Origin of the sequence: Bradyrhizobium sp. I71 (genome assembly GCF_022354745.1) — a bacterium.
Taxonomy (GTDB): domain Bacteria; phylum Pseudomonadota; class Alphaproteobacteria; order Rhizobiales; family Xanthobacteraceae; genus Bradyrhizobium; species Bradyrhizobium liaoningense.
On the sequence record NZ_CP059398.1, the window covers coordinates 753,023 to 772,928 of the forward strand.

The 19,906-nt window shown below is 64.0% G+C and carries 34 protein-coding genes; 7 read left to right on the top strand and 27 right to left on the bottom strand.

The window, feature by feature from the left end:
* Nucleotides 1-234 precede the first annotated feature (234 nt).
* Genes FJV43_RS03710 through FJV43_RS03725 form a run of 4 tightly spaced genes read right to left on the bottom strand, consistent with a single transcriptional unit; the run spans nucleotide 235 to nucleotide 4,149 of the window.
* Complete coding sequence (locus FJV43_RS03710) at nucleotides 235-2,403, bottom strand: phage/plasmid primase, P4 family (RefSeq protein ID WP_239624714.1); 2,169 nt, start codon at nucleotides 2,401-2,403, stop codon at nucleotides 235-237.
* A complete protein-coding gene (locus FJV43_RS03715; RefSeq protein WP_239624716.1) occupies nucleotides 2,400-2,639 on the bottom strand; it encodes a hypothetical protein in 240 nt (79 codons plus the stop codon). The genes FJV43_RS03710 and FJV43_RS03715 overlap by 4 nt, the downstream gene beginning before the upstream one ends.
* The gene (locus FJV43_RS03720; protein WP_239624717.1) at nucleotides 2,636-3,877 is read right to left on the bottom strand and encodes a CHC2 zinc finger domain-containing protein; all 1,242 of its coding nucleotides are present in this window, start codon (nucleotides 3,875-3,877) and stop codon (nucleotides 2,636-2,638) included. Before FJV43_RS03720 ends, FJV43_RS03715 begins: the two co-directional genes overlap by 4 nt.
* On the bottom strand, nucleotides 3,877-4,149 hold the full coding sequence (locus tag FJV43_RS03725; RefSeq protein ID WP_239624719.1) for a hypothetical protein: 273 nt from the start codon (nucleotides 4,147-4,149) through the stop codon (nucleotides 3,877-3,879). Before FJV43_RS03725 ends, FJV43_RS03720 begins: the two co-directional genes overlap by 1 nt.
* A gap of 68 nt (nucleotides 4,150-4,217) precedes the next feature.
* On the opposite strand from FJV43_RS03725, the gene FJV43_RS03730 reads away from it, so the two are divergent.
* Nucleotides 4,218-4,496, top strand: a complete 279-nt coding sequence (locus FJV43_RS03730) for a DUF1488 family protein (RefSeq protein WP_239624721.1) — start codon at nucleotides 4,218-4,220, stop codon at nucleotides 4,494-4,496.
* Between the two features lie 2 nt (nucleotides 4,497-4,498).
* Here the strand turns inward: FJV43_RS03730 and FJV43_RS03735 are convergent, their stop codons facing one another.
* Entirely contained in the window at nucleotides 4,499-4,975 is a 477-nt protein-coding gene (locus tag FJV43_RS03735; RefSeq protein ID WP_239624723.1) for a hypothetical protein, read from the bottom strand.
* Nucleotides 4,976-5,088: 113 nt separating this feature from the next.
* Between FJV43_RS03735 and FJV43_RS03740 the strand changes: the two genes are divergently transcribed.
* Nucleotides 5,089-5,724: a hypothetical protein gene (locus tag FJV43_RS03740; protein WP_239624724.1), complete on the top strand. Its 636-nt coding sequence runs from the start codon at nucleotides 5,089-5,091 to the stop codon at nucleotides 5,722-5,724.
* 16 nt (nucleotides 5,725-5,740) lie between these two features.
* Here the strand turns inward: FJV43_RS03740 and FJV43_RS03745 are convergent, their stop codons facing one another.
* The 22 genes from FJV43_RS03745 to FJV43_RS03850 all read right to left on the bottom strand — a co-directional run bounded on the left by FJV43_RS03745 (nucleotide 5,741) and on the right by FJV43_RS03850 (nucleotide 16,695).
* Nucleotides 5,741-6,013, bottom strand: coding sequence for a hypothetical protein (locus tag FJV43_RS03745; protein ID WP_239624726.1), 273 nt, complete (start codon nucleotides 6,011-6,013; stop codon nucleotides 5,741-5,743).
* A 2-nt stretch (nucleotides 6,014-6,015) separates the two neighbouring features.
* Nucleotides 6,016-6,270 carry a hypothetical protein gene (locus FJV43_RS03750; RefSeq protein WP_239629831.1) on the bottom strand — a complete coding sequence of 85 codons (255 nt, stop codon included), beginning with the start codon at nucleotides 6,268-6,270 and terminating at the stop codon, nucleotides 6,016-6,018.
* A complete protein-coding gene (locus tag FJV43_RS03755) occupies nucleotides 6,270-8,219 on the bottom strand; it encodes a ParB N-terminal domain-containing protein (protein WP_239624727.1) in 1,950 nt (649 codons plus the stop codon). Before FJV43_RS03755 ends, FJV43_RS03750 begins: the two co-directional genes overlap by 1 nt.
* A gap of 15 nt (nucleotides 8,220-8,234) precedes the next feature.
* Nucleotides 8,235-8,405: a hypothetical protein gene (locus FJV43_RS03760; protein WP_239624729.1), complete on the bottom strand. Its 171-nt coding sequence runs from the start codon at nucleotides 8,403-8,405 to the stop codon at nucleotides 8,235-8,237.
* A complete protein-coding gene (locus FJV43_RS03765) occupies nucleotides 8,402-8,926 on the bottom strand; it encodes a hypothetical protein (RefSeq protein WP_239624730.1) in 525 nt (174 codons plus the stop codon). The genes FJV43_RS03760 and FJV43_RS03765 overlap by 4 nt, the downstream gene beginning before the upstream one ends.
* Complete coding sequence (locus tag FJV43_RS03770) at nucleotides 8,926-9,270, bottom strand: hypothetical protein (protein WP_239624732.1); 345 nt, start codon at nucleotides 9,268-9,270, stop codon at nucleotides 8,926-8,928. The genes FJV43_RS03765 and FJV43_RS03770 overlap by 1 nt, the downstream gene beginning before the upstream one ends.
* Nucleotides 9,267-9,590 (bottom strand): hypothetical protein, encoded by a 324-nt coding sequence (locus FJV43_RS03775; RefSeq protein WP_239624733.1) that lies wholly within the window; start codon nucleotides 9,588-9,590, stop codon nucleotides 9,267-9,269. The genes FJV43_RS03770 and FJV43_RS03775 overlap by 4 nt, the downstream gene beginning before the upstream one ends.
* Nucleotides 9,587-9,928, bottom strand: coding sequence for a hypothetical protein (locus tag FJV43_RS03780; protein ID WP_239624735.1), 342 nt, complete (start codon nucleotides 9,926-9,928; stop codon nucleotides 9,587-9,589). Before FJV43_RS03780 ends, FJV43_RS03775 begins: the two co-directional genes overlap by 4 nt.
* Nucleotides 9,925-11,001 (bottom strand): MT-A70 family methyltransferase, encoded by a 1,077-nt coding sequence (locus FJV43_RS03785; protein WP_239624737.1) that lies wholly within the window; start codon nucleotides 10,999-11,001, stop codon nucleotides 9,925-9,927. Before FJV43_RS03785 ends, FJV43_RS03780 begins: the two co-directional genes overlap by 4 nt.
* Nucleotides 10,998-11,849, bottom strand: coding sequence for a ParB/RepB/Spo0J family partition protein (locus tag FJV43_RS03790; RefSeq protein WP_239624738.1), 852 nt, complete (start codon nucleotides 11,847-11,849; stop codon nucleotides 10,998-11,000). The genes FJV43_RS03785 and FJV43_RS03790 overlap by 4 nt, the downstream gene beginning before the upstream one ends.
* Complete coding sequence (locus FJV43_RS03795) at nucleotides 11,846-12,970, bottom strand: phage Gp37/Gp68 family protein (protein ID WP_239624740.1); 1,125 nt, start codon at nucleotides 12,968-12,970, stop codon at nucleotides 11,846-11,848. Before FJV43_RS03795 ends, FJV43_RS03790 begins: the two co-directional genes overlap by 4 nt.
* Entirely contained in the window at nucleotides 12,970-13,146 is a 177-nt protein-coding gene (locus FJV43_RS03800; RefSeq protein ID WP_239624741.1) for a hypothetical protein, read from the bottom strand. Before FJV43_RS03800 ends, FJV43_RS03795 begins: the two co-directional genes overlap by 1 nt.
* Complete coding sequence (locus tag FJV43_RS03805; RefSeq protein WP_239624743.1) at nucleotides 13,146-13,760, bottom strand: J domain-containing protein; 615 nt, start codon at nucleotides 13,758-13,760, stop codon at nucleotides 13,146-13,148. The genes FJV43_RS03800 and FJV43_RS03805 overlap by 1 nt, the downstream gene beginning before the upstream one ends.
* Complete coding sequence (locus FJV43_RS03810) at nucleotides 13,760-13,963, bottom strand: hypothetical protein (protein WP_239624744.1); 204 nt, start codon at nucleotides 13,961-13,963, stop codon at nucleotides 13,760-13,762. The genes FJV43_RS03805 and FJV43_RS03810 overlap by 1 nt, the downstream gene beginning before the upstream one ends.
* Nucleotides 13,960-14,292, bottom strand: a complete 333-nt coding sequence (locus tag FJV43_RS03815) for a hypothetical protein (RefSeq protein ID WP_239624746.1) — start codon at nucleotides 14,290-14,292, stop codon at nucleotides 13,960-13,962. The genes FJV43_RS03810 and FJV43_RS03815 overlap by 4 nt, the downstream gene beginning before the upstream one ends.
* Nucleotides 14,289-14,627, bottom strand: coding sequence for a hypothetical protein (locus FJV43_RS03820; protein WP_239624748.1), 339 nt, complete (start codon nucleotides 14,625-14,627; stop codon nucleotides 14,289-14,291). Before FJV43_RS03820 ends, FJV43_RS03815 begins: the two co-directional genes overlap by 4 nt.
* Nucleotides 14,620-14,937: a hypothetical protein gene (locus tag FJV43_RS03825; protein ID WP_239624749.1), complete on the bottom strand. Its 318-nt coding sequence runs from the start codon at nucleotides 14,935-14,937 to the stop codon at nucleotides 14,620-14,622. The genes FJV43_RS03820 and FJV43_RS03825 overlap by 8 nt, the downstream gene beginning before the upstream one ends.
* Nucleotides 14,937-15,263 carry a hypothetical protein gene (locus tag FJV43_RS03830; RefSeq protein WP_239624751.1) on the bottom strand — a complete coding sequence of 109 codons (327 nt, stop codon included), beginning with the start codon at nucleotides 15,261-15,263 and terminating at the stop codon, nucleotides 14,937-14,939. Before FJV43_RS03830 ends, FJV43_RS03825 begins: the two co-directional genes overlap by 1 nt.
* The gene (locus tag FJV43_RS03835) at nucleotides 15,260-15,499 is read right to left on the bottom strand and encodes a hypothetical protein (protein ID WP_239624753.1); all 240 of its coding nucleotides are present in this window, start codon (nucleotides 15,497-15,499) and stop codon (nucleotides 15,260-15,262) included. Before FJV43_RS03835 ends, FJV43_RS03830 begins: the two co-directional genes overlap by 4 nt.
* A gap of 124 nt (nucleotides 15,500-15,623) precedes the next feature.
* On the bottom strand, nucleotides 15,624-15,842 hold the full coding sequence (locus FJV43_RS03840) for a hypothetical protein (RefSeq protein WP_239624754.1): 219 nt from the start codon (nucleotides 15,840-15,842) through the stop codon (nucleotides 15,624-15,626).
* A gap of 13 nt (nucleotides 15,843-15,855) precedes the next feature.
* Nucleotides 15,856-16,185: a hypothetical protein gene (locus FJV43_RS03845; protein WP_239624756.1), complete on the bottom strand. Its 330-nt coding sequence runs from the start codon at nucleotides 16,183-16,185 to the stop codon at nucleotides 15,856-15,858.
* A gap of 312 nt (nucleotides 16,186-16,497) precedes the next feature.
* Nucleotides 16,498-16,695, bottom strand: a complete 198-nt coding sequence (locus FJV43_RS03850; RefSeq protein ID WP_239624758.1) for a hypothetical protein — start codon at nucleotides 16,693-16,695, stop codon at nucleotides 16,498-16,500.
* Between the two features lie 806 nt (nucleotides 16,696-17,501).
* Between FJV43_RS03850 and FJV43_RS03855 the strand changes: the two genes are divergently transcribed.
* The 5 genes from FJV43_RS03855 to FJV43_RS03875 all read left to right on the top strand — a co-directional run bounded on the left by FJV43_RS03855 (nucleotide 17,502) and on the right by FJV43_RS03875 (nucleotide 19,905).
* Nucleotides 17,502-18,050: a helix-turn-helix transcriptional regulator gene (locus tag FJV43_RS03855; protein ID WP_239629832.1), complete on the top strand. Its 549-nt coding sequence runs from the start codon at nucleotides 17,502-17,504 to the stop codon at nucleotides 18,048-18,050.
* 58 nt (nucleotides 18,051-18,108) lie between these two features.
* Nucleotides 18,109-18,678 carry a hypothetical protein gene (locus FJV43_RS03860; protein ID WP_239624759.1) on the top strand — a complete coding sequence of 190 codons (570 nt, stop codon included), beginning with the start codon at nucleotides 18,109-18,111 and terminating at the stop codon, nucleotides 18,676-18,678.
* Between the two features lie 88 nt (nucleotides 18,679-18,766).
* Nucleotides 18,767-19,180 carry a hypothetical protein gene (locus FJV43_RS03865; RefSeq protein ID WP_239624761.1) on the top strand — a complete coding sequence of 138 codons (414 nt, stop codon included), beginning with the start codon at nucleotides 18,767-18,769 and terminating at the stop codon, nucleotides 19,178-19,180.
* Nucleotides 19,181-19,183: 3 nt separating this feature from the next.
* The gene (locus FJV43_RS03870) at nucleotides 19,184-19,606 is read left to right on the top strand and encodes a hypothetical protein (RefSeq protein WP_239624763.1); all 423 of its coding nucleotides are present in this window, start codon (nucleotides 19,184-19,186) and stop codon (nucleotides 19,604-19,606) included.
* Between the two features lie 83 nt (nucleotides 19,607-19,689).
* The gene (locus tag FJV43_RS03875; RefSeq protein WP_239624764.1) at nucleotides 19,690-19,905 is read left to right on the top strand and encodes a hypothetical protein; all 216 of its coding nucleotides are present in this window, start codon (nucleotides 19,690-19,692) and stop codon (nucleotides 19,903-19,905) included.
* The last annotated feature ends 1 nt before the right edge of the window (nucleotide 19,906 follow it).

Here is a 19,906-nt window from a genome sequence, read left to right on the forward strand (position 1 = left end):
TCAATTCATTGGTGTCATTGAGGTTTTACTTTCATTTTGGGAGGATGGGAGGATTGGGAGGAATTCCACGCATACATAGAGACTTTAAATCACGGTCTCTTGGACCGCCTCGCGCGCGCCCGCCCGCATGTGTATGCGGAAAATAGCTCCCGATTTACCCGCAACCTCCCATCTTCAATAAGTCCAACATGTTAGAGCCGAATCGATTCTTCCCGTTTCGGGAGGATGGGAGGATCAGATCTCGTCATCGCCCGCGCTTTCGCCATTATCACCGCTGCCCGACACCCGAATTGGGTTGCCTTGCGCGTCGACGAAGTCGTTGACCGACTTGATCAGCTTGATGTCGAGCCACCAGACGACGTCGCTCTGCTTGCGCTCATAGCCGCGCTCGTCCATCGCCAGCGAGAAGCCTCGGTTCTTCCACGGCGTCTCACCGGACGATTTGCACCAGGCCTCATAGACCTGATGCAGAACGGACGACTGCACACGATGGCCCGGCTCCTTGACGGTGCAGTTCTCGAGGAAGCGGCCGAGCACGTCCGACGTGGCGAAGTATTTGGCCGTGGCGTCCGTCACCTCTTTCGGTTCAGTGAGGCCGCCCTTGTCGAGCCATGAGCGCAAGCCGTCGAGCATCCAGTTGAGAATGCCGCTGGCCTCGGCCTTGAGCTTGTTCGCAAGCTGCATGTCGCGCTCCTCCTTTGGAATGGTGACGCTGAAAGGGACGAGCAGCAGACGGCTCTTGATGCCTTCGTCGGTCCCGGACAGCAGCGGCTTGTAGTTGCCTTGGATGGTCAACTTGAACTCGGGCAGGAAGGTAAACATGTCGCCCTGCAGATGCCGCGCATCCATCGGCTCGCCGCCGGTGACGAGCTTGATCAGTGCCTCGGCCAATTTCGCGTTCTTCTCCGGCTCCGACGTCCGCAGCAACCGAACGCCCGGCAGCTTCGCCAGGTCAGGGGTTGCCTGTCCTCCGCTGCGTGATTTGCCCGCATCAAGGAACGTCTCGATCGGAACGCTCTGCGCATAGTCGCCGGCGACATAAGAGACCGCATTGACCAGCACGGACTTTCCGTTGCGTCCTTTGCCGTACAGGAAGGTGAGCTTGTGTGCAGACGTATCGCCGGTGAGCGACAAGCCAAACCATTGTTGCAGGAACAGCCGCGTGTCCGGATCTGGTTGGACGCGCAGCAGGAACTTGTGAAACTCGGGCGCCTCCGCCGACGGATCGTAGTCAACCGGCGACACCTTGGTGATCATGTCCGCGGGATCGTGGGGCCGGAACTGGACGTAGTCGCCATCGTCGCGCTTGCGGACGACCAGCGTGCCGTTGTTGACGTTGATCTTCATCGGGTCTGCATCGATCTGGCCGATGCCGACTGAGAAATATGGTGCGCCGCGCTTGGACAGCGCACCCAGCTTTTGCGCGGACTCTGACGTCCGTCCCCATTTGGCGATCTTTTCGGAGTAGAGCACGACAGTGTCGTCGCGCTTGACTTCGACGGCGAAGTCGCAGGCGCCAGGCTCCGCATCGCCCACATCCCGCCGGCCGCTGTCGGCGACGCAATCGGCTTCATCCTGGATGGCCCGAACGGTTTCGTGTTCGGCAATCATGACGCGCTCGGCGCCGCTTTCGCTGGACCAACGTTTCTTATCCCACGCGAGCCAACCGCGCTGGCGGCCCGGAGATGTGGTGGCGAGCGCCGTGAGGAAGAGCAGCTTGCCACGCTGCCGTTCCCGGAAGCGCTCGGCGTTGCCCAGATCGGTCAACGGAAAGAATGCCAGGCGCCGGTGCAACACGGTCGGGTCCACGTCCGGCTCACGGCTCCCCGCTCCCCCTGCAGACGCAGTGGCCTCCGGCCAATCTCCCATTTGGGAGGTTGGGTCCTCGTTGCCCCCTACGGGGGGCGCGGGGGCGGCCGGGAAGGACGACGACGACGCGGCCTCAGGTGGTGGCGGCTGATCTGCAGGAAAGATCGCATCGTCGCCCGCCACCGGCGGGCGCCCATTGATGTGAGGTGCTCCAAGCGCCGCTGAAGCGGCGCGTCGCACCTCGGTCAGATCCGCCGGGGTCTTTTTGCCGAGCTTCAGGCCGGCGGCGATCGCGCTCTTGACGGCTTTTGCGCCGATGTCGCGGATCAGGCCGATGTCGACCACAGCCGCCTCGAGAGAGGCCTTGGCGAGCGGCTCGGCGATCGCGCCGGCGGCCGCAAGCGCGCCGAGCAGCTCGGCGGTCGCGGACAGCGCCGGCAGCCGGTCGTCGCCCTCCGTGGCCTTGAGGCGCGCCAGGGCGGCGCCCATCTGCTCATTGCCGAACTTGCGCTCGGCCTGGGCGAGGGTTGCGGGGTCGACGTCGACGAACGCGGGGGCGTTGTCGACCAGGTCGAGGACGGCTTCGTGGGTCATACGGTCTCGATCAGCTCCGAGCGACGCAGCAAGCCAGCGCCATTGCTCCAATACATTCCGGGCAGGCTCCCACCGGGCCCGGTCACAGAGCCGAGGCCGCGACGCTGCAGCGCTTTAGCTGCTGCATAATCGGCCCCTGTACGCAGCTCGACACCACAACCCTCATCACCCGTGCGATCGTCGGGCTCGCTTTCGAGCAGCATTCGGCGCTGCGCATCGGTCAACTTCGCGCTCACGCGGCCTCCGCCCTCAGCAAATCGTTGAAATCCCGCCCAGACGGTGCGAACGCGATCCGGATCACGCGGCTCTCTCGCGCATAGCGGCGGGCGGCGCGTTCCATGGCGTTCTCTGTCAGCACCTTCTCGCTGTCGCCGTCGCCGAGCAGGATCAGCTCTTCGACGGAGCCCGGAATCGACAATCCGGGATCCTCGAGATCGGGGAAGCGATCGGGCACCTTCTGGGGCTGGCCGTTCGGGCGCTTCAGGGTGGGGTGGTTGATCGTCCTGTTCGCCCGGCCGGCGAGATTGCCGAGGTCGCCTGCGGCCCAGAAGGCCATATCGTCGAGCGGCCGGCCGCCCTGGTGCATCGCGGTCCAGACCGACAGCACGGTCTCGATCCCCTCGCCGATCACCAGGCGTCGCGGAGCGTCGTGCATCTGAATCGCGATATAGGCGCCGGTCTTGGAGCCGCGCATCTTCTTGGCGTTGAGCACCTCACCGGTGTCGGGGTCGAGGATCTCGGCTTTCGTATACGCAGGTCGCTCCTCAGGGCCGGGACCCTGAGGAGCTGCGCCCTGCAGTGTGGCCGAACCTACTTGTGCAGGGAATTCGCGGAGCCAGGTCAGGTGCAGTCCGCCGAACTTGCCGTCCGGCCGGATGAAGGCGCCGACCATGGCCGGCCCTTCGTAGATCTTGCGCGGGCCGGCCTTGCGGCCGTGATCGTCGACCGTCTCGCCGTGCCAATAGGGCATTACCGGCGCGAAGCGGAGGCCAGGGCAGCGCTCCGGCAGCTGCAGGCCGCGGCCCTCGAGGTAGTGCGCGGCGATGGTGCCGTGGATCGGCTGCGTCTGCTTCCATGTGCGGTGCAGGCGCTTGCGTTCAGCCTCGCGATAGTCAGCGGAAGTCTTCTCCCGCGCCAGTCGCTTGCGCTCGCGTTCCTCGAACAGCTCCCTGGCGCGGGCCGCGTCAATCGCGGTGCGGCCGCCGAGGCGCTCGATCGCGACGCGGAAGTCGCAGCCCTCGACCTTTTCGACGAGGCGGATCACGTCGCCGCCATCGGGGCAGACGGCGCACGCCCAGCTCTGATCCTTTTCGAACACCTCGAAGCGCTGCGAGCTCGTGCGCCCTCCGCAGATCGGGCACGGGCCGACCAGGCGGCCGCCGGCGCGGCGCAGCTTGGTATAGCCGGAGGCGACGTCCGCAATCGGGTTGCGGGCACGGATATCGTCGAGTTCGTCTTCGGTGATGCGAGCCATCAGTCGGCCACCTCGACGTCGGTGTCAGTCGCAAGCACGGTCTGTGCGCTCATCCGTTCCTTGAGCCGATCGATGACGACCTTGTCGGAGAGGATGGCGTCGATCAGCCGGACGATGCCGGCGAAGTCGTCGCGCTTCTTGATCTGGTCGGGCATGGGCTTCTCGATCTCACCGGCGCGCACGCGCGCGTCCTGGGCGATCTCGATGGTCTCGGCCGCGAGCTGGGCGGTCTGCTGCATGCGGAACAGCGTAGACTTGGCGGGAGGCTTCACAGTCCCACCCCTTGTGAGAAACAACAGAACCCGCCAAAATTAAAGGATTGCCTATTGGAGATTTCAGAATGCCCCTTATTACCGATCCATCTCGCGACTCCGAGCTCCGGCCTTTCGAAGGCATCGCGTTTGCGATGTTCGACCTCAATCACCGCGTCCTTTGTTTCGTCACATGGGCTGCCTTGCTCGATCGCGCCGCAAAGGATGGGACCCGTCAAACGGACGTTAGAGGCACGTTTGATCGCTACCGTTGGAAAATCGAAAAGATAGCGAGCGAGAACTACGATCGCGGGGAAGCGAAGCCTGTTGTCCGAACCGAGCAGCTTACCCCACTTGAAAAGCGCTAAACTCATAGCGGCGTCCATTCGATGAGGACACCAACGAACGGTCCCAGGTACTTGAGCTCGTCACCATGCTCCTCGAGCCAGAAGGCGCGCATGCCGGCCCAATCGTCGAAGCCGTCCTTGACCGCAAAGGCGTCGAGATACTTTGCGTTCGTCTTGGCGCTGTAGACGACCTCGTGATCGGTGTTCGGATGAATGATGATCCGGTCGCCGTGCGGGAACACCCTGATGGCAGAGACCGAGCTGCACTTGGCCTCGCCGATCTTGAAGCACTTCGGCGAGCGCTGGGCATGATAGAGCTGAAGCGTTTCACCGGGCCGCGCATGCCGGCGCCGTCCGTTGGCTCTGATGGTCTGGTGCTTCGGCCGGATCTTCGACCCGGGCGCGTAGCCGCCGAGCTCATAGTGGAGATCGAGGACCGGCAAGCCGAGGCCTACGCGGATCGGGGCGACGAAGCGGCCCTTGAAGGAATACGCGACCATCAGCCCTCGCCCTCCGGCCGGTGAGACGTGTTTAGCTGCCTGCAGCAATCTTCCGTTGCCCGTACCAAGCTGGTACCTTTGCAAGCTGAACAGGCTTGGGGGAGCGCTTGGAGATGAGACCTGACAATTCGTTGCTGGCTTTTAGTCTGCTCGCATGCACGGCTCTCCTCGTTGTGTGGCTGGGGCTTCTTGGACCAACCAACGCAACGACGTGGAAGGATTGGCAACCATTGCTGGCCGCGATCATCGCCCTGGGCGGTGCGACAGTGGTTTACAAATCGGCCATGGCTAAGGTGAATTTGGATAGAGCGATCCATGAGCATGCCTCCCGTCGAAGAATCAGAGGCCTTTTGCTCAGAGTATCGTTCGCTCTGCATGTGATCGGCCACGACACTAGGGCTTTCGCTGATGCGCTGCGAGATAGTGTTGAACTTGATGTTGATCCAAAGGACGTTAGGATCCGCGAAGTTCAGGCGATGGACGAAGCGTGGTCCAACCTCGATGAGTTTCCGAGGCAGGTGGCTCTCACGCTCGGCCGCTTGAAGGTAGAGATTTTCAACTTTGAACATTGGCGATCGACGCTCGGTTCGTCATCCTTTGTGACGTCCAAGCCTTTGCCGCCGAACGTGATTCAACTTCGCGATGCGTGCGAGCGCGCGTCTGTCATTTGTGATAAACTTCGGGACGACCTTGAGGATTTGATCGATGCAGCGGGAAGCAGTGCTCATCACTCGTCCCTCGGCAGGTGACAGGCAATCAGCTGCTTCACATCGCGCCTCCCGCCGGCACCAGGCCGGCCGCATTGAGCCAATCGTTGATCTCGATCGCGACAAGGCGCTTGGCTTCAGCAACGTCGACAGCCGGGCGCCAGCCGGTAAAGGCCGATGCCTCTGGGAGGCCGATACGAAAGCAGGCCCGGTAACGCCCGCGCTCGATCGGGCTGATCTCTCCGATCCTGACCTTGCCGAGCAGTATGGCCTCCCGGCCGAGCGTCAGCGGCTCGAACGTCACGATGCCCTCGTGCACCTCGCCCGCCATCGCTAGTCTTGTCCCGGAATGTCGCCGGTGTAGATCATCACCGGCGGATGCTCGGTGCCGAGGATGCGCAGGATCACCGGCGCGCCACAGTCGATCGCCGCGATCTCCTCAGGCGTCGGCAGCCAGGCCGTCTCCATCGCAGGGGTGTTTGGACCGTTGACGGTGCAGTCGATCGTGATGTCGCGCAGCGGCAGGCCGAGATAGCCCTGCCGCTGGCCGATGACGCGCGTGGCGTCCTTGATGCGCCCGATGTGCATCACGCGGCCTTTCGCTTCTTGGTGGCGGTTTTCTTCGTGACCTTCTTTGCCGTCTTCTTCGCCGCCGCCTTGGCCGGCTTCTTGCCGCGCGCCGGCGCGAGCTTGCCGGATGGCTTCTTCACCGGCGGGCCATCGTAGCCCTTGGCGCGCAGCTGGGGCGGCAGCCAGCCGGTCGTCGGCACGTTCTCGAGGGCGAACGCCGCGATCTCGGCTTTCGATCCCTTGGCTTGCTGTCGCGCGATATCGGCGCCCAGGGCCTCCTCGATCGCCTTGAGGCAGAGCGCCTTGTTCACGCCGGCGAAATAGTCCTTGGCGTCGAAGGCGCCGCGCAGGGCCGCGTTCAGCGCCTTGGGCTCGATCGCGTTGCAGATCGCAACAGTTGAGTCATGCTGATCTGTCCCGCCGTCGAGGCTCTTGTTCTGGAAGTCCAGCGCGCCGGCGGCGACCTGGACCAGCAGCTCCATCTTCTCATTGGGCTTCAGCTTCATGGCGAGCGCCAGCGTACGCGGCAGGTCGTCGGGCTGGCCGAACAGCCTACCCGGCGCGCCGCCCATGCCGAGGCCACTGACCGAGACCTTCACGCCGTTTCCGCCGTAGGTGTCGAAGCCGGCGAGCAGCACTGCGAGCGCCAGCGGGGTATCCTCGATCAGCGCGGTGGCCGCTGCTTGGGTCAGCTGGACTGAGAGACGATGCAGCAGCGCGTTCGAGACGGCGGGCTCCTCCGGGGCCTCCGCCGCGGCCGGCGGCGTCTTGCGCGCGCCGGTGTCGCCCGCATCATCATCATCATCATTCCGCGCCGGCGCCGTCGCTTCCTGCGGCCGCTTGATGCCGGCGAGGACGACCAGCCGGCCTTCCTCGATGGTGACGATGCAGCCGAGCTGCTTTCGCTTCTTGTCGGGGTAGCTGCGGAGCTTGACCGCTTGCTCGATCGCGTCGGCATCGAGCGCGAGCCGGTCCTGCTCCTGTTCGAGTTCGTCGGTGATGTCCACCTCTTCGTCGATCGCCTCGAGCCGGGCCCGGATCTGCGCCAGGCGCTGCTCCTCGTCGCCCTCGAAGATCTTCGTCTTGACCTCCAAGACCGGCCAGAAGCGCGCACCCTGCGGCAGGTCGGACAGGATCTCGGCCCAGCCCCAGCCCAAGGCGGTCAGCTCCTCGCACTTGGCGATCAGCAGCTGCCGCGCCAGCTGCTTGAGAAGTGTATCGTCGCTGATGATGTGCGAGGTGCCAAACAGATCCTCGGTGACATGGCCGCCGGCGGCGCGATAGGCTTCAGTGCCGACGACGTTGAGCAGCTGGGCGACCTCTTCATCGGTCGCATAGGCGCCGAGTTCGCGCTTGACGTTGTGGACCGTGACGGCGTGGGCCTTGTCGAGCTGGGCGAACAGCTTGTCCTGCGTGGCGTGGTCGAGCGCGAGCGTGAAGGCTTGCGCGACCTCGGCCTTGATGTCGCCCTTGCGCCAGGCATCGCGGATCTTGGGGCTGAGCCGGCCGAGCGCGAGCGCCTGCTGCACCTGCCGCGCCTTCATGCCGTACTGCTGGGCGATCTCGTCCTGCGTCTTGCCGTGTTCCTCGAGGCGGGCGAAGGCCTCGTACTGGTCGACCGGGTGGAGCTGCTCGGCGGTGATGGCGGTCGTCAGCGAGTACTCGAAGGCCTTGGTCTCGTCGACCTGGTGCATGGTGCACGGGATCGGCAGCTCCGAGCCCTCGGCTTCGATCATGCGCAGCGCCGCCAGGCGCCGGTTGCCGTTGGCGACGGAATAGAAGTCGTCTCCGGCTTCCTTGACGATCAGATTTTCGATCAGGCCCGATGGATTCTTTTCGGACCGGTTGGCGAAGATGTTCGCCGCGAGCGCGGCGATGCCGTCTTCCCGGCCGGCGACGCGGGCGTTGATCCCCTCGCCGTCTTCGTGGCCGAACTTGAGCATCTTCAGCGGGACCTTGATATCCATGGCGGCGGAATCCCTTCAGGTTCTGTTGGGTGAATGGTCGCGCAGCAGTCCTGCGCTCTCGTGATAGCGCTTGCGGAGAAGCTCGACGGTGCTTTCGGGCCCTCGTTTGGCGACAGGCATGATCACCATCAGTGCTTCGATCATGGCGATCTGGTTGAGCAGGATCTGGCGCTCGATGTCGATCATTGCTTCGCCGCGGGCACTGGGGTGAACGCGGGCTTGCCGTCGACGACCTCGAACAGGTAGGGCGCAGGGTCCGACCAGTTCGCAAAGGTCATGGTCACGCGACGCTCTTCGACATCCGTCAGAATGAGCGTCCCGAGCTCGTCCCACTCACGGCATTGAATGCGCCTCGTCAGCTCCTCGAAGCTGTCGCACAGCGTGTCGATATCACCGTCGACGATCAGGGCGTTGTAGACGCGCGGCAGCATGCCATGGAGTTCATAAGTGCCGTCCCGCCGCAGCGTGACGTCCACGTCCCCGAGCCGATCGCAGCTGATGAACTCCACGACCTCGCCGATCGATAGCGGACGATTGTAGAGGTCGGCATAATGGGCGGAGAAATTCTCCGTCGCGGCATCGCCGGCGGCGACATAACCGAGCTGAAAGCCACCATCGATCTGGATGATGAAATCAGCGGGTGAAGCCTTTGCCGGCGGGCAGGTTTCGTCGACCCAGTCGACGGGATACCATTCACGATCTGACATCAGACTTTCTCCTCGACCAGGTAAGCCGCAGCCCTTCCCAGCGGCGATGCCGGCGAGCCGTCCGGGTTGCGCTTCATGGCGTGAGCGATGACGTCAGGCGGGCAGCCGTACTGGAGCGCCAGCGACATCAGGATGGCGCCGTCCTTTGCAAGCACATCCGCCTGCGTGTTCACCTTCTGCGCGCTAATGAACACTTCGGCGATCGGGCCAAAGCGCACCGATCCACCGCAGCTGCCATCGCACACCATCTCCCGGCCGAGGCCGACCTTGTATTTCTGCCCTTCGTGCTCGATGGCGATGGTCTCATGGCGCCGGCGGGCGGCGAGGCGGTGACGGTGGGTCATGGCCGCAATCCCGCCAGCGATACCGACCGGATGCCGGCCTGCGCCTGGTGCTGGTCGATCGCGCGCCGGCCGATCGGCGGGTCACCCATCACCAGCGCAAACGGGTTCGCGTAGCTCAACGAGCCATCGCGCATCGGGTCATAGAGCGCAGCGTCCCGGTTGACGAAGTCGGCTTTGCTCCAGATGTCCGGCGCCTCCGACTTGTGCTTGGCCCGCTTGCGGACGCGATCGGCCTCTCGGTTGCGCTTCCGGGCCTTGCGACGATCGCGCATGTAGTCGCGCATATATTCGCGGTTGTCCTCTTTAGTGCGAGACGTCACGGCTTCGCTCCTTCGCTCTCGGCGATTGCAAACAGCTGCGGCATCCTTTCAAGCACACACTGTTCGCAGACCCAGACGTCGCACGGACCATCGATCACCTTGGCAATGTCAGGATTGGTTCCCATGATGCGAGCCAGCGCCGGTGAGCCAAGCATCTGCTCCAAACCGTACTGCTGCTGAATTCCGCGCGGGTTGAGCGCCGCGCGATCGAAGCGGAGGCGCCAGATGAGGAAATTGCCGTCGTGCGCAACGCCACGTTTGCAGATCGCGCAGGTCTTGATTTCGTCCTGCTTGATACCGGGGAGATCGTCGACGAACTTCTGTGCCGCTGAATTCATGCTGCCACTCCTGTCCACTCGAGTTCGTCGCCCCAGCTCGTCCAGCCCTTACGCGGCCGCCGCGCCTGCAGCTCGAGGTAATCGCCTTCCGTGAGGCGCTCGATGCGGTCGAGCCACTCGTCGGGCTTGCGGGAATGTTCCATCACCGGGGCGATGATCAGCTGGCGCACGTCGGCGTAGAGGCGTTTCGGGTTGCCCTTGGTGGCGAGCCAGCACTGCTCGGGATTAGCGCGGGTCCAGTAGCCCTGCCCCATGTGCCAGGTCGAATTGTCGAACGGATCAAGCGCTCCAACCCCGTTGGTCTTGACCCAGGTGAACGCCGTCGTAACGTGACGCAGGCCCCAATGCGCGAGGAGATCGAGCGCGTCCTGCGGGCACCAGTCGACCATCCACATGTAGAAGGCGCCGTCGTCGGCGAGCAGCTGGCCGACCGGAAGATCCTTGATCTTGTCGACCTCTTCGGTCTTGTAATGGATGTTTGCCGATCGGCCCTCGCCGGCGGCCGAGCGCGTCAGGAATTTCCACTGCGGATCAGAGCCGATCGAGCCGAAGCGCTTGCCGGTCAGCGCCAGCGCGCCGAGATCCGCAACGCAGCCGCCCTTCTCGGTCCGCGCCGCGTGCGCCGCGCGCCGGCCGGCGACCTCGGCATCCTTCGCGGCGGCCTTGATCGGGTCGACCAGGATGGCACCGCCGCTGCGGATCTTGTCGCGGGCGGACGCGATCACCTGCTCGAGCTCGTCCTCATCGAGAGCCGCGGCCTTCTGCGCACGCGCCGAGAGCTTCTTGTCGACGCCGATTTCCTTGAGCGTGACGACATCGGCTGCGCCCTCGCCTTTTGGTTTCGGACCGCGCGCGATCTGGCCAGATTCCTTTGCTGCGGCGAGCAGAATGCCAAGGCGATGCTCGGTGCGGATCTGCAATGCAATCGCGTCCTCGAGCAGGGCCTTGTCCTGGATCTGCCGGGCATAGAGTTTGACGTGCGCAATCTCGTCCCTGATCGAAAGCACCTGGTCGACGCGGGTGGCCTCGGCAAGCGCAACGCGGGCACGATCGTATGCGGCGAGCAGGGTCATGCGGAGCGCTTCTCCGCAAGCTTGCTTTCGAGATGTTGGCCGATCGCGTCGACCAGGCCATCGACGACCTTCGCGCCGGTCTCGATCGAAGCCGTCCTAGCCGCGTTGAACTGCGCCAGGAAGTCGAAGGTCTGCATGGCCATGAGCATGCGCTTCTGGTCTGCGCGCCAGTCGGGCTCCGCCTCGAGCACGGCGCATAGCGCCTCGACCACTTGCTTTCGGATCATGCCGGGATTGCCCCGGCGCGTCTTCGTGATGCAGGAGAGCCCAGCGACGAGTACCTCGCGGCCGTATTTCGCCAATACCGCCTGCAGCATGCCGACGGCCAGCGTCTCGCCGGACTTCATCTTGTTCGCCGGTACCGGATAGCGGCAGATGGTGACGCCGGCCTCCTCGCAGGCCTGCGCCAGCTCGTCCGCGGCCTTATCGCCGGCGGCGAGGCGCGCGGCATGCAGCTGCAGCGGCGACATCGCCGTGACGTTGGCGTTGATCGCGACGAAGGCGTCAGCCTGGTCGGCCTGGTCGACCTGGATGATGACGCAAGGCACGGACTCGAAGCCGCGCGCGCTAGCTGCCGTAGTGCGGTGCTGGCCGTCGATGATGGCGAACAGCCCCTCGCCGATCGGCGCCACCACCACGGGCGTGAACTTCGCCCATTTGAACTTCGGCACGATCGCGACGATGTTATCGGCGCCGCGGCGACCGATCTCGCGCTGATAGCGGGGATCGATCCGCAGGCGATCGATCTTGAGCCATTGCAGCTCCGGCCGCTCGCCGACCTCGGATCTTGGTCCGCGCGGGATTCGCGGCAGGAAGGGCTTTGGATCGATGCGGCGCAGGGTGCTCATGCCGGCACCTTCGGGAATGCGCTATGCTCGACGCCGTCGAGGAGGCGGCCGGCCTTGGCTTTGCCGACGCGACCGACGCACTGCTCGTCGTCAATGTTGCCGTCGACGGTGTCGCACCACATCGGAAAGCCGACGTCGTTCCAGCGGCCGTCCTCCCACTCCATGGTGCGAAAGCGCGTCTGTTCTGGGTGATCCTCGATAGCCGCGCCGTTGAACTGCGACCAGGGAAGGAATTCGCCCCATTGCTTGAAAAAGAAGGCAACGTCGGTGGTCTTGCACCAGTCGCGAAAGTCACGAACCCAAAGCGGATGAACCGGCCGCGCTTTGGCTCCGCTCTCGCCGCCGACGATAACCATGTCGAGCTTGGCGATGGGCTTGTTGTGATCGCCGTCGGCGCTGTCGTCGGGCACGCATTGGACGCCGCGCAACGCATCCAGAGGCTCGCGCGTCCCGAGGTTGATCGCGTGAAGCGAGATGCGATCGAGCATCGGCTCGATCGACACGAAGCGCACCGCTGCCGGCGTCGCGAGCAGCTCCGGAATCCGCTCGTTTGCTTCTTGCTGCCGCTCGGCCGAGACGCCGAGCCAGACGTTCGGTAGTGGCCAGGCAGGTGACTTGCCGTTGTAGCGATCGGCGCCGCGAGCGCCAGGCTTGCCAAGCAGGACGGCCACAGCATCGGCGACGAAGTCCGCACAATTGTGATCGCGCCCGCCGTCGTAACGGTCGAAGTACTTCTTCATCCGACCCGCGCGCTTCGTCAGCACCTGGAACGTATGCTGCGGTGCCAGCGCCATGACAGCGAACATCTTGTCCAGCATCTGATCGGTGACGAAGTCCGCAAACGCGTCCGTCATTGAGCAGACGAAGATCTTGCGTGGCTTTTTCCAGCGCAGCGGCTGGGTCAGCATCTGCTCGTCGAGGAAAATCTCGATGTCCTTGCGATGGCCGGGCTTGAACGGAAGGCCAGTGCCGAAGCGCTTGTTGAAGCCTTCGGAATAGCAGTGCTCGCAGCCGGTCGTGGCGTGTTCGCAGTGCCAGCCGACCTTGCCGGTCTTCAGGTTGCGCGCGCGGATCGGATTCCACGAAGCATCGGTCCATTCGATCTTGCTGCGATCGGCCATCAGCCTGCCCTCTCCGGCTTTGCCTTCAGCACCAGCGCCAGGCCCGCTCGATCGAGCCAGTCACGAAAGGTGTCGACCGTCCCGGGCATACCGAGCACGCTGCTGCCGGCGGCCCGCAGCGCCTCGGCGAGCCGGACGTCGACCATGTGGGCGACTTCGTCGGGATCCTGCCGCATCAGCCGATCTCCGACAGGGCCGCATCGCGCGCGGCATTGAGCTCGGCCATGGCCTCGGTGCTGCCGCCTTTGTCCGGATGGCGCGTGAGCGACAACGCCTTGAAGGCTGTCTCGACATGCGTCCGCGACACGACCGCAACGTCGGCGAGGTCAAGGATATCCCGCCAGTGCTTGCCCTTCGGCGCCGGCAGCGCCTGGAATCCGGAGAAGGTCTCGCGGACTAAAGCGAGCGTGCCGTGGCGCAGCTCGACGCGGCGTGCTTCGATGATGTGATGGATCGCCTGCAGGTTCGCCGCCGGCGTGTCGTAGCGGTCGACCGGGATGCAGACCTGAAGGCCGTCCCAGGAGAACCAGACCGCGACGCCGGGATCAGCGGGCCGGTTGCCGGAATTCGAGGTCAGCGGGTTGAGATCGATATTGCTGGACAGGACCGGGCTTTCGATCTTCTTGCCGCTGTCCTTGGCGAAGAGCTCCAAGCTCTTCTTGACGTTGCGCAAGGCCGTCTCGAAGTTTGTCTTGAACGTGCCCGAGCCGCGGCCGTGCTTCCAGCGCGGGAAGCCGGAGGGCCATTGCAGGGGATAGGCTTGAGCTTGGGGGTTGGAGCGATCGGCCATCACATCGCCCTCGCAAGCCGCAACGCGCTCTCGATGCGCGCATGCGAATTCACCGCATCGACGATGCCTTGCCAGAAGACGAGCTCTTCGGCGTCATCGCCCTCGAACGTGCTCACGTTGCAGCCGTCGCGATCGAGGATCTCGTTTCCCTCGATACGCCAGGGCGCGGGATAGGCTTCGTGGAACGGCGTCGGAGCGCTCATCGCCGCGTCTCCCCCGACACCGCCCGCTCATTCCGCAGCGTCTGCCAGGCCGCCCGGCGCAGCAGCGGCAGCGTGGCGCCGATCAGCATCTGCCAGTGGCAATCGGACTGCGGCTCGGCGAAGAAGCCCTCGATCGCCGTGCACATCACGACCGCAGGCCGGGTGGTGCGAACATCGGCATCGCAGGGCGAGTTGTCAGCCTGCCTGATGGCGGCAGCGACCTCGGAGAAGCCCGCCGGCAGATGCGTCGGGATCTGATGGACCGGCCGCCGCATCATGTCCTCGGCGGTCGCGATCAGCACGGTCATGTGCTCGGAGAGCGGCTTCATGCGCGGTCCTTTGTGAGCTGACGGCTTTCGTTCATCACGAGCTCGACGAGCGAAGCCATGACCGCATGCCAGCGATCCTCCGCCCGCGGCCATCGCGAGAGATCCCGCGCAACCCGGGCGGTCCGCATCATGGTGATAACGAGCAGCTTGACCGGGATCAGGAAGGACGTGGTCTCGGCGTCTTCGATCACCATCAGGTCCAGAAACAGCCGATCGGCATTGTCAGCGAGCTGCTGCACGTTGTGCCGATCGTCGAGGAAGGCGGTCGCGTAGGACACGGCATGGCCGGCGATCAGATTGGCCTGCTCGATGCGGGTGAGGTGGGCTTCACGCATGCTCGTGCCACTTTCTCAGATGTTCCATCTTGCGTTCGGCCCGCGCGGCCATGCGCGCCGTGTCGAGATGGAAGTGCTTTTCAACGAGCGCGATGTTCGCCAGTACGTCGGCGATCTCATCTTCGATGTTGACCCTGTTCGGAATGCCAGTCTCAGGATCAAGGCCATCAATGCCTTGAATGATGGCGCGCGAGATGATCGCACCGAGTTCATTGCACTCCTCGCCGAGCTTACCGAGGTGCTTCAGGTCGACCGCATCTGTGATCGGATGCCACGGATTTGGATCGCGTAGATCGTCAGCATTCGCCATCACACACCTCGCTTCGGAAAGGTGAGAACGACGGCCGTCCCCGACAGGCATGCAGGACGGCCGCCGCTCTCGTTCCGCCGGAGGGCACCCGCGGAATCCAGTTGAGGAATGCCCCATGCGCGGAAGTCGCGCGCCACCATGAGGCGCTCGCGCGGGATGGTCGGCATCTCGCCGAATGGGAAGAAGAACGGATCGTCCGCCACCGCGGAAAGCGAAGGAGACGACGCGGCCCCTCGGCAGACGATCCGTAGCGCGCACGCCAACAGCAGCGCGATCGTGATGAGAATGACGGGCAGGCGTGCCACGAGGATGTCGACGGCCTTCACCGGCGTGCCCTCCGCAGCTGGACGGCGAAGGCGCCAAGCGTCCCGGGCCATCCGAGGATCAGCACGATGGTGATCAGGACGTTGGCGAAGCCGTCGATCACGGCCCCGCTGCCGGTAGGCTCCTCATACATCGGCGCCAGGCGCTCGGAGGAGAACAGCACCATCCAGATCAGGGCGCCGATCAGGGTCCAGGCGAAGCACAGGGTGATCAGGTGTTGCGTGATCATGGCGGACATTGAGATGACCTCCTGTTGCAGGGACGCAGAAGCTCACGCCCGGAAATGACCGGACGGGTGCAGTTTGCTGCGTGATGTCGGGATACGCTGGTGACGCTACTGGAAACTGGAGCGCGAGGCGGGATTAGCTTGCCGCTTCACGGCGATCGATTTCTGCGACTTCCTTTTCGATCAACCAGGCGACGTCCTCGCCCATGCCGACCGACTGGTATGCGGGCTGGGTCCGCAGCACGAGGGCGAAGAGATCCATCGTGTCGACCTTGGCCTGCAGCACTTCGTTGCGACGGCGCAGGGTCAAGATCTCACTCTGCGCTTGCAGCAACACGTTCTTGATGTCAGCCATCGCGGCCACCCCCTCAATTCACCAGAACCATGCCGAGCACGGCGCGCATCTCCGGCGAGAGGCGCCTGGCGGCCCTCTGCCCGGATGGGCTGCGCATCCACTCGTCGCTCTCTTCCCTGGTCGCGTCGAATTCGCCGGCGGCAACGCGCGCGGCGAACTTCGTGAAGCCTGCGGCGCACAGCTCCTTGTAAAGCTGCGTGACCGGGCAGACGTAGGTGTCGGCGTAATCGTCGAACTCACCGGTCTCGGCGCGCTTGGCGAACGCCTCGTATTGCGCGGCGTGCTGGGATGACATGGCTGCGACCTTGCGCAGCTCGGCGGCGAGATTGTCGCGCGTTCTCATGCTGACCTCCCGGAAATTGCGAGGCCCGCGCCTGATCCGGTGATCAGGGACCGTGGATTTCGCGGGCCTCTTCCAAGTGCCGCATATCCAGCGGCGGGAATTGAACCGCGGGGTTCGTCACCCCGCGGGCAGACTGCTGCGCGGCAGTCGCGCCTACTCGCAACCCCGTTCCGGCGGTAGATCGTCTTACGGGAGCCTAGCCCCCAGCCGTTCCGGCTTTGCCTCTGGTTGCTTTCGCTACGGCATTCGAAACTCTTGACCAGCGGCGGCAGACGGTCCCATGCCGAGCCGTCGCATTCGCGTGGCTCGCCCTCAACCCAGGGAGCGCTTGCGCGGACGTAGCTCGTCGAGCACGACCATGAGGACCTCGTAAGACGGAGGCGTCTTGCCTTCGATGTAGAGGTTGGCCTGGCGATACGTGCAGCCGGCCTTCTGAGAGAGCGCGACGCCGGGCTTGTCAAAGCCCCACAGCGCGACGCAGACGCGTCCGAAAGGAGAAAGACTTTCCACGCGGAAGTTTCGAGGAATCTGATTTCCTCGCGTTCTCCTTGGCCGCACCGGCGGCAACGTGCACGATTCGGAAATGGACACGACACACCCCCTACGCAACGCAACAACACTGTCGATCGAACTGGAAACGCGCCTACGCAACGCGGCGATCTATCTGAGACTGAGCCGCACCAGGATGTCTGCCACCACGACGCAGACCGCATCGCCGGACGGGCGGCTCTTTCCGGACAACCAGCGCTTCGCTGTCGAGCGCCCGCAACCGGTGTGCTGGATGAGGAATTTTTCAGTCCGGCGGGGAGCGGCGAACCTGGCAAGGTCGCGGAACGGAATGCGCCTGTCCACAGAGCGAATTTTTTTGGGTCCATTTCTGGACCCGTTGTTCCTACGGCGGGAACCTGACACTGATACAACCCGCCGTTTTGACGTACGCACCATGACGCAACACTCCCCTGAAAAGCGATCGATTCAACGACGAACCCGGCTGTGCAACCTTGCCGCGCGCGATGCACTTCGCGCCAAGATGTTTCATCGCGGCACAACAGTGCACGATGATCGACTTTTGTCGCACCCCGCGCATGGTCCAATTGTGGACCCACGCATGACGCGATTCCGTTTGCGCTGTGTCGCGTTGTTGACACAGAATGGCCGCTCAACCGGCGGGTGCGTTGTGCGATGTCCCGCCTTAGTGCGGGGGAAATTGCGAAATGGGAATTGTAGTGTGCTTTCCGCGGCGGCGTCGTCATGCGCGGGCTCCTTCGACTTCCGGCAGCCGACGCGCAGCAAGTTCTGCGAGCACCTCTAAGGTGATGTCCGACCTGCCGGCGGCCGACGCCATCTTGACGATCCTCGACCAGTGCTTGCCCGGGATGCCGCCAGGGCGCTTCCGCCAGCCGCTCACGGTCGACGTGGATTCGCCGAGCCCTTCAGCCACGGGCTTCGTGCCGCCGCTAGCGTCGATTACGGAGCCCCATGTGTGCGAATCAGTGTTCATGCCTCCAGAATGTGTTCGCACGGTGCGAACATGTCAAGAGTTCGCAACCTGCGAGACGACATCGGCGCCGCTTCGTGGTGCAATCAGCGCCATGATCGACGATCCCAAAACCATAGCTAAGCGTTTGAAAAACCTCCGCGAAGCGCTCGGCTTCGACAGCCAGGTCGCGTTCGCAAAAGAATTGGGGATCGGCCGGAATACGTACAATCCATTTGAAAAAGGCACCCGCGAGCTGACGTTCGAGACCGCGTGCCTGATCCGGGCCAAGTTTAGGATTCCGATCGATTGGCTCTTCTGGGGCGAAGATGACGAACTCCCGTACCACATCAAGGTCAAGCTCGAGGCTCGCCGGCAGGCGGCTTAGCAAGCGCGCCCCGCCCTCTCGGGAGGGGTAGGCTGTGCAAAGCCCAGTAAAGACGGGCATGGCGATCCTGTTTGTGGGAGGCGCCGCGATCTTCGCCATGCTGAGCTTGGACAAGGTTCTCACCGAGAACAAGCGCCTGGATACACTGGCCCAGCAGGCTGGCTTCGCAGACAACGAAGAGATGCAGAGCGCCCAGGCGGCGGGGTTCAGCGAAGCCGGACCGTATCGGGCAAAACTCAAGGCCGACACCGAGGCCAAACCAGAGCAAGAGCGACAACGGGCCGAGGCGGCGGCGCGGGCGAAGGCGGCGGAAGAAGCCGACAAAAAAGTGCGACAAGCTCGATTTGAGCAAGGATCGATGTACGCCATCGCACTGAAGAAGAGCATGAAAAACCCCGACAGCTTCAAGCTGGAGGTGGCGCGGCGGACGGACGATGGAATCTTCTGCTTCGAGTATCGCGCTGCGAACTCGTTCAACGCCATCATCCCAGGCAAAGCGCTGTTCGGCGCCGGCAAGGCTGCCACTTCGGACCAGGCCGGATTCGCTCCCCTTTGGAACAAGCACTGCACTAAGCCGGCGGAGCGCTTCGAAACGATCGTCTACGCGATGAAGAACGGCTATTTTTAGCTCGTTCGCGGCGTGCGAACTTTTCTGTTGACGTGTTCGCAAATCGCGAACATACTGCCTCCCGTGAACTTCTTCACGGGGGCCTTCCATGCCGTCCAAGCCGAAAGTTGCCCAGGCCATCGCGCCCGCCGTCGGCGACTATGTCGTTCGGCCCGCCTATGACGGCAGCTGCGGCGCCTGCGTTCAGCGCAAGACCGGCGAGCGTTACGACGACGTCACCATCATCGGCACCCATTGCGAGACCGACGAAGGCGCCCGCGCTCTCGCCGCGCTCCTGAACGATGCGAAGCGTCTCGCGCAGCGCTTCCATCTCATCAGCACCGCCAAGCCGACCCCGGGCCACTCGCCTGAAGAATGGGTCAAGCATCTGATCGTCGTCGCCGTTGCCAGAGCAATCGATGGACCGCGCCCTCTACCGTTCGGCAGCGTCGAGGCTCGCGAATATGCCGCTCAGCTTTTTGACTTCGAAAAGGCCTGTTTTCAACCAGTGCAAGGAAAGTAGCGTATGCGTACCCTTCTCCGCTCCTCCAACGTCGTCTACGTCGGCAGCCAGCGCGGTGGCGCCGACCGCAGGGCCGTGATGCCCTCCAGCCCCGGCATCACGGCCCTGGTTCTCATCGTCCATGGCCGCAGAGAGAAGGCCCTCCTCGTCTCCGACTGCGGCATCTATTCCAAGGCCGTGTGGGTGCCGAAGGCGATGGTGACGATCGAGCAGCCCTCGGAGCGCGGGGTGCTCGTCGCGACCATGTCGAAGGCCTTCGCGGAGCAGAAGGACCTGCATCCGCGCTTCATCGACCCCGAGCTCTTCAACCAGGCCACGCGCGAGGTGCTCGACCGCGCCGTCGCGCGCGCAGCCAGGAAGCGGAATTTCTACCGCGGGCATCGCTCACCGCATGCCCGTCACGATAGCCAGAACCTGTTCGCTTAGGTCACCAGCGCGGCCGGGCGGCGGCATGTGGCGTAGCGCCGCCGCCCACCCCGCGAGATCTCAACCCAGAGGGACCATTGCCCATGCAAATCGCCCGCACGCCGGCCCGCCACGCCGAGCATCCTGGTACGATCGCCGATTTCGTCAGCCCGCGCCGGATCGCCGCTGCGATGGCCGCTATCGAGGAGCCCTTCGGCGCAGGCGATCGCTGCGCGCTCAGCCCGGATGGCCGGCACCATGCCATCGGATCGTGCGGCGACGTCGTGTGCTGCCATTGCGCGCGGATCTTCTGGAGCTGAT